Below are 7176 nucleotides of genomic sequence, written 5' to 3'. Positions count from 1 at the left end.
CGTCGACCGCGAACTCCTTCGCCGGCGGAGCCGGCGGCGGCGGGCTGAAGGGACTGGTGGGCAGGTGGCGGCGCGCGGCGCCTCGTGAGGGTCTCATCACCTCCAGTATGCGCCCTTTTGCTTGTGGGGGGGCGACCCCCCACGCCCCCCGCGGCGCGAAGCGCCGCATCCTCGCTCCGCTGGCGCTCCGCTGCGGTGCGGCCCTTCGCGCTGCGCGCGCCCGGCCGCTCGCCTGGCGGCTCGCGGCCGTGCGCCCGCCGGTGACCCCCTTCGGTTGCTGCTCGTTCGCGGGGGCGCCCTCGCTCGCTTCGCTTCGCTTCGGGGCTCCCCCGCGACGGGTTTGGTCGTCCCCGAGGGTTCTTCGTTCCTCGTCTACGAGGGTTTTTCGGTCTTCGTCTACGAGGGATTTTCGTTCTTGTCTACGAGGGTTCTTCGTCCGCTGCGCCGCGCGGCTCGCCGCGTGTTCTCGTGCTGGTCTCGTCCGCCAGGGCTCTGGCTAACCCCGTCGCCGCATGGGTCAGGGCCGTGTCGAGCAGTTCCTCCAGCGTGGGGCCCTCTTCGTGGGAGAGCCACTGCTCGTACGACGTCAGGGCGGCGGACAGGAGGACGTTGGCCACCAGGCGGGGGAGCAGGGCGTCCCGCGGGTGGCCGGTCCGGTGGGACGTGAATTCCGCCACCACCGCCCGCCACGCCTCGTAGCGGAGGGTCGCGTCCGCCCGCAGGGTCGGGGCGGCGAGGATGAGCTGCATGCGGCGGCGGTACTCGGCGGTCGTCCGCGGGTCGAAGCGGTTGAGTTCCAGGACGGCGCGGTGGAGCACGGCCATCAGGGGCTCGGCCGGGTCGGCCTCGGCCAGGAGGCGGCGCAGGCCGGCCAACTGCTTCTCGAAATCGCCCCAGACCAGGTCGTTCTTGGACGGCACGTAGCGGAAGAACGTCCGGCGGCCGATGCCCGCCGCGGCGGCGATGTCGTCCACGGTCGTCTCGTCGAAGCCGCGCGCGGCGAACAGCTCGAACGCGAGCCGTTCCAGCTCGGGCCGCGACGTCGCGCGCGGCCTGCCCATCGCGCGCCGGGGCGTGGTTTCGGCGTCCGGACTCACGGGGCCAGCGTTTCACGCCCGCGCTCCGCCCGCCCGGCCCGGCGGACGGGCGGATCGGGGCGTCGTTTGACGCGGCCGCGGACGTCGGCTAAGCTACGGAGAGTTGCGGTTCCCATAAACATTGTGTGCGCCTGCCGTCAGTACGTCAGGCGTTTTTTTGTTGTCCTGGTTCATTCCGGGTGGGCCATCGCGGCGTCCTCGGTCCCGCACGGTGCGGGACGAGACCCGACCCACAGGGGGAATGAAACATGGCTACTGGCACCGTGAAGTGGTTCAACTCCGAAAAGGGCTTCGGCTTCATCGCCCAGGACGACGGCGGCGCCGACGTCTTCGCCCACTTCTCCAACATCGCCGCCCAGGGCTTCCGCGAGCTGCAGGAGGGCCAGAAGGTCTCCTTCGACGTGACCCAGGGCCAGAAGGGCCTCCAGGCCGAGAACATCGTCCCGGCCTGACCAGGACCCTCCCGCGCGGCGGCACGAGCGTTCGTGCCGCCGCGCGCGGTTTCCCGGCCCCGGGCCGCGGAACCGCCCGCCGCACCGCGGACCCTCGCTCCGCGCGGCTTCCCCGGCCGACCACGGCCGCTCCCCGGCACGGCACGCGGCGTCCCGCCGCCCGCCGGCCACCGGGCTCGTTCCTTGCGGATGTTCCGCCCTCCACGGGCGATCTTCCTGGCGACGCGCCCCTCTCAGGAAGGTCGACCATGACCCGTGACCCCCGTTCCACCCGACGCTCCACCGCGCGCGGCCGCGGCGGCCGGCCCCGCTCCGGCGGCACCGGACCGCGCCGCCCCGACACCGAGTTCACCGCGCCGACCGGCACGACGCCGGGCCTGCCCCCGGCCGCGTCCTTCGCGGAGCTGCCGCTGCCGAAGGCGCTGCTGACGGTCCTCGCCGAGCAGGGCGTGACCGAGCCGTTCCCGATCCAGTCCTCGACGCTGCCCGACGCCCTCGCGGGCCGGGACGTCCTCGCGCGGGGCCGCACCGGCTCCGGCAAGACGCTCGCGTTCGGGCTGGCCGTCCTCGCCCGCACGGCGGGCCGCCGCGCCGAGCCGCGCCGCCCGCTCGCGCTGGTGCTCGTCCCGACGCGCGAGCTGGCGCAGCAGGTGACGGACTCGCTCGCCCCGTACGCGGCGGGCGTCCGGCTGCGGCTGGCGACGGCCGTGGGCGGGCTGTCGCTGACCAAGCAGGCCGCCGCGCTGCGGCGCGGCGCCGAGGTCCTGGTCGCGACGCCGGGCCGCCTCGCGGACCTGGTCGACCGGGGCGACTGCGACCTGCGCGGCGTCGAGATCGCGGTGCTGGACGAGGCCGACCAGATGACCGACATGGGCTTCCTGCCGCAGGTCACCCGGCTGCTCGACCAGGTCGCGCCCGGCGGCCAGCGGATGCTGTTCTCCGCGACGCTCGACCGCAACATCGACAAGCTGGTGCGCCGGTTCCTCAGCGACCCGGTGAGCCACTCCGTCGACCCGTCGGCGGGCGCGGTGGTCACGATGGACCACCACCTCCTGCTGGTGGACGAGGCCGACAAGCAGGACACCCTCGCGCACATCGCCGCCCGCGACGGGCAGGTGATCATGTTCGTCGGGATGAAGCACGCCGCCGACCGGCTCGTCCGCCGGTTCGCGGCGCGCGGCGTCCAGGCGGTCGCGCTGCACGGCGGCAAGTCGCAGTCGCAGCGCAACCGGGCGCTGGACGGGTTCAAGTCCGGGACCGTTCCGGTGCTCGTCGCCACGAACGTCGCCGCGCGCGGCATCCACATCGACGACCTCGACCTCGTCGTGAACGTGGACCCGCCCGCCGACCACAAGGACTACCTGCACCGGGGCGGCCGGACGGCCCGCGCCGGGCGGACGGGCACGGTCGTCACGCTGGTGCTCCCCGAGCAGCGGCGCGAGACGACGCGGCTGATGGAGACGGCCGGCATCGCGCCGAGCGTCACCGCGGTGGTGCCGGGCGGCGACGACCTGGCCCGGATCACGGGCGCGCGCGTCCCGTCCGGCACGCCGGTCGCGGCCGTCGCCGCGCCCGCGGCCGCCCCCGCGCGCGAGCGCCGCGCGGCGGCCCCGCGCGGCGGCGCGGATCGCAGCACGGATCTGAACACGGGCCGCAGCACGGATCGCAACACGGGTCGCGGCGCGAGTCGCAGCACGGGCCGGAGCCGGGGCACGCGCGGCGGCGCGGGCCGGGCGCGCTCCGCCCGCCGCGGCGCGTCCCCGCTCAACAGCTGACGTCTGTTTCGACGGACCTCAGCCGCGGCGCGAGTGCGTTGACCGGCCGGTGAAGCGAGCCGAAGGCGAGCTTCCCGGCCGGATCGCCCTGTGTTGCGGCGCGCGGAGCGACCGGTTTCGGGAACGGCTCAGCGCACGCGTTCGACGTTCAGGCGGCCCGCGCGCAGGTCGTCCACCGCGACGGCGAAGTCGCCGTTCGGGAGCGGTGCGGTGAATTCCGTGCCGAGCACCGCGCGGGGCAGGAATTCGCGCAGCTCGTGCCGGAGCGCGCCGGGGTACTCGACCGGCTCGCCCCAGTCGTCGCCCGCGTCGTCCAGCCCGAACAGGATCCAGTGGTCGGTGGGGACGGGCCGGTCGAGGTCGGGCGGCGCACCGGTGTGGCAGTCGAGCGCGGGCAGGACGATGCGGTCCGGGTCGGTCGGCTCGTACCAGAGCAGCAGCGGCTTGGCGCGGCGCGCGTCGGCGTTGTCGAAGCAGCACACGGCCATGACGTGGCCCGGATACGCGTCGGCGTAGAACTCCAGCAGATCCGTGCGCAGCGGCGGGCGGCGGCGCGGCGGGACGCGGTGCAGCGCGGCGGGGATCAGCGTCGGGTCGTCGGCGAGCAGGACGGTGTAGACGTCGTGCTCGAAGACCTGGACGCGCGACGGCTCGTCGGAGCCCATCCAGTCGATGCCGCCCGCCGGGACCGGGCGCACCGCGTCCACCATGCGGGTCAGCACGTCGCCGTGCCGCCCCACGGGGACGAACTGCCCGGGCGTCAGCGCGCGGGCGGGCAGGTGCAGCAGCATCGCGTTCGGGCCGGTGTGCAGGTTGACGGCCGTGTTCTGGTAGCCGACGACCTCGATCAATCCGTGTACGGGGTGCCGCCGGCGTCCGCCGTACAGGATCGTCCCGCTGAACTCGGCCGCCGCCGTCGAAACGCACATGGCGGCGAATCTACGGGAATGTCACCGTCACCGTGACGGTGATCTGCACGGCCGCGGTGAACGGGTGCGCGCTCCCAGACGCGCGTCACCCTGCGGTCAGGTCGCGGACGACGTCGGCGAAGCCGCGCACCAGCGGGCCGTCCGCGCCGTCCGGCCACGCCAGCGCGACGCGCAGCGGCTCGGCGTCCACCAGCGGCGCCCAGACGAGGTCGGGACGGGTGTAGTACCGCGCCATGCTCGCGGGCGCGAAGCAGATCGCGACACCGTCCGCGACCTGCTCCAGCATCTCCTCGACGTTGTCGTTCGTCGGCCCCCAGCGGGGTTCGCGGCCGTCCGGCCGGGGGTTGACGGCCCACCAGTCCACCCACGCCCGGGGCGCGCGCTCGGTCCACAGCAGCGGCTCGTCGCCGACGTCGGCGAGCGCCACGCCCTCGCGGCCCGCGAGCCGGTGCCCGACGGGCAGGCCCACGACGCGCGGCTCGGTGTGGACGACCTCGGCGCGCAGGCCGGTGAGGTCGGCGGGCAGCCACACGAACGCGACGTCGATGCGCCCCTCGCGCAGCGCGTCCGCCTCGCCGCCCCAGTCGAACCGCTTGGGCCGCACCCGCACCGCCGGATGGCGCCGCGCGAACTCCGCGCGGGCGCGGGCCGTCAGCTCGCCCGCCCCGGTCGCCTCGAAGCCGAGCCGCAGGACGCCCGCCGCGCCGTGCCGGTGCCGGTCGGCGACCGCCGCGACCAGGTCGGCCTGGCGGACGGCGCGGCGCGCGGCGGCGACCACGTCGCGGCCCGCCGCCGTCGCGGTGACGCCGCCGGAGTGCCGGTCGAACAGGCGGACGCCGAGTTCGCCCTCCAGGTTCCTGAGCGCGTACGACAGGGCGGGCTGGCTGACGAACAGGCGCTCGGCGGCGCGGCCCAGGTTGCCGTCCTCGTCGATCGCGATGAGGTAGCGAAGCTGACGTAGCTCCATGCAGGGATGATAAGCGGCATTGATCGACATGACGGATCTCTGTCTTGGACGCCGCCCCCGCCGACCCGCGATAACCGAGGGCATGAACGAACGAGTCTGGTTGATCACGGGGGCTTCGTCGGGCTTCGGGCGCGCGCTGGCGCAGGCCGTGCTGGACCGGGGCGACACGGTCGTCGCGGCGGTCCGCGATCCGGCGGCGCTGGACGACATGCCGGGCGTGTCCACCGTCCGCCTCGACGTCACCGAACAGGCGCGGATCACCTCCGCCGTCGCCGAGACCCTGGACCGGCACGGCCGGATCGACGTGCTCGTGAACAACGCGGGTCGCGCCCTGTTCGGCGCGGTCGAGGAGACCACCGACGCCGAGCTGCGCGCGCTGATGGACCTGCACTTCTTCGGCCCGGCCGCGCTCGTCCGCGCGGTCCTGCCGCACATGCGCGAGCGCGGCTCGGGGACGATCGTGCAGATGAGCAGCATGGGCGGGCAGCTCTCCTTCGCGGGCGTCGGCCCGTACTCCGCGACGAAGGCCGCGCTGGAGGGCCTGTCGGAGGCGCTGGCCGAGGAGGTCGCCCCGCACGGGATCGGCGTGCTGATCGTCGAGCCGGGCGCGTTCCGCACCGGCCTGTTCGGCGACCGCCTCGCGCAGGCCGCCGAGACCGACCCGTACGCCGGCACCGTCGGGAAGGCGCGCGCGACCGCGCTGGCGGCCGACGGGCGCCAGCCCGGCGACCCCGCCAAGGCCGCCGCCGCGATCCTCGCGGCCCTCGACGGCGACACGCCGCTGCGGCTCCCGCTCGGCAACGACGCCGTGGACGCCCTGACCGCGCACGCCGACTCCGTCCGCCGCGAGCTGCTGGCCTGGGAGGACGTGGCGCGCGGGACGGACTTCGACTGACGCGTCCGGCTCAGCGCGCCTCGCTGGACCGCGCCCAGATGTTGACGCCCGCCTCGACGGCGTGCCGGTCGATCGCGGCCAGCTCGTCGCCGGTGAGCGGGGGCGCGGTCGCGGCGGCCAGGCTCTCCTCCAGCTGCGCGACGCTGCTCGCGCCGATCAGCACCGACGTGACCCGGCGGTCGCGCAGCGCCCACGCGATGGCGAGCTGCGCGAGGCTCTGGCCGCGCTCGCGGGCGATGCCGTCGAGGGCGCGGACGTGCGCCAGCGTCTCGTCCGTCAGCCAGTCGGGCGACAGCGACTTGCCCTGCGCGGCGCGCGATCCGGCGGGGACGCCGTCCAGGTACTTGTCGGTGAGCATCCCCTGCGCGAGCGGGGAGAAGGGGATGCAGCCGACGCCCGCGCGGTCCAGGACGTCCAGCAGGTCCTGCTCGATCCAGCGGTTCAGCATCGAGTACGACGGCTGGTGGATGAGCAGCGGCGTGCCCATCTCCCGCAGGATCGCGGCGGCGCGGACGGTGTTCTCCGGCGAGTACGACGAGATGCCCGCGTACAGCGCCTTGCCGGAGCGGACGGCGTGGTCGAGCGCGCCCATCGTCTCTTCGAGCGGGGTGTCGGGGTCGAAGCGGTGGCTGTAGAAGATGTCGACGTACTCGACGCCCATCCGCTGAAGGGAACGATCCAAACCGGAGAGCAGGTGCTTGCGCGAGCCCCACTCGCCGTACGGGCCGGGCCACATGTCGTACCCGGCCTTCGTGGACAGGACGATCTCGTCCCGGTACGCGGCGAAGTCCTCCCGGAAGATCCGGCCGAAGTTCTTCTCCGCCGAACCCGGCGGCGGCCCGTAGTTGTCGGCCAGGTCGAAGTGCGTGACGCCGAGGTCGAACGCGCGCCGCAGGATCGCCCGCTGCGTCTCCAGCGGCCGGTCGTCGCCGAAGTTGTGCCACAGCCCGAGCGAGATCGCGGGCAGCCGCAGCCCGCTGCGCCCGCACCGGTGGTAGGGCAGCCGGTCGTACCGGTCGTCGGCGGCGACGTGAACCATGATCGTCCCTTTCTTCGCGAAA

7 protein-coding genes are annotated in these 7176 nt (G+C 74.3%); 3 read left to right on the top strand and 4 right to left on the bottom strand.

Annotated elements, in window-relative coordinates:
• Positions 1-419: 419 nt before the first annotated feature.
• A complete protein-coding gene (gene mftR / locus G339_RS35835; RefSeq protein WP_240489938.1) occupies positions 420-1097 on the bottom strand; it encodes a mycofactocin system transcriptional regulator in 678 nt (225 codons plus the stop codon).
• 248 nt (positions 1098-1345) lie between these two features.
• Here mftR and G339_RS0130110 point away from each other — a divergent pair, with 248 nt between their 5' ends.
• Together G339_RS0130110 and G339_RS0130105 are read left to right on the top strand one after the other, a co-directional pair.
• A complete protein-coding gene (locus G339_RS0130110) occupies positions 1346-1549 on the top strand; it encodes a cold-shock protein (RefSeq protein WP_019634786.1) in 204 nt (67 codons plus the stop codon).
• Positions 1550-1797: 248 nt separating this feature from the next.
• Positions 1798-3324 (top strand): DEAD/DEAH box helicase, encoded by a 1527-nt coding sequence (locus tag G339_RS0130105; RefSeq protein ID WP_019634785.1) that lies wholly within the window; start codon positions 1798-1800, stop codon positions 3322-3324.
• A 128-nt stretch (positions 3325-3452) separates the two neighbouring features.
• On the opposite strand, the gene G339_RS0130100 is transcribed toward G339_RS0130105, so the two are convergent.
• Both G339_RS0130100 and G339_RS0130095 read right to left on the bottom strand, forming a co-directional pair.
• A complete protein-coding gene (locus G339_RS0130100) occupies positions 3453-4253 on the bottom strand; it encodes a hypothetical protein (protein ID WP_019634784.1) in 801 nt (266 codons plus the stop codon).
• Between the two features lie 85 nt (positions 4254-4338).
• Complete coding sequence (locus tag G339_RS0130095; protein ID WP_019634783.1) at positions 4339-5220, bottom strand: LysR family transcriptional regulator; 882 nt, start codon at positions 5218-5220, stop codon at positions 4339-4341.
• Between the two features lie 82 nt (positions 5221-5302).
• Here G339_RS0130095 and G339_RS0130090 point away from each other — a divergent pair, with 82 nt between their 5' ends.
• Positions 5303-6115, top strand: a complete 813-nt coding sequence (locus tag G339_RS0130090) for an SDR family NAD(P)-dependent oxidoreductase (RefSeq protein WP_051108003.1) — start codon at positions 5303-5305, stop codon at positions 6113-6115.
• Between the two features lie 10 nt (positions 6116-6125).
• Here G339_RS0130090 and mgrA read toward each other — a convergent pair whose 3' ends face one another.
• Positions 6126-7154, bottom strand: a complete 1029-nt coding sequence (mgrA, locus tag G339_RS0130085) for an L-glyceraldehyde 3-phosphate reductase (protein WP_019634781.1) — start codon at positions 7152-7154, stop codon at positions 6126-6128.
• Positions 7155-7176 lie beyond the last annotated feature (22 nt).

This window comes from Actinomadura atramentaria DSM 43919 (assembly GCF_000381885.1).
GTDB classification, from domain to species: domain Bacteria; phylum Actinomycetota; class Actinomycetes; order Streptosporangiales; family Streptosporangiaceae; genus Spirillospora; species Spirillospora atramentaria.
This window is presented reverse-complemented; position numbering and strand designations above follow the sequence as displayed.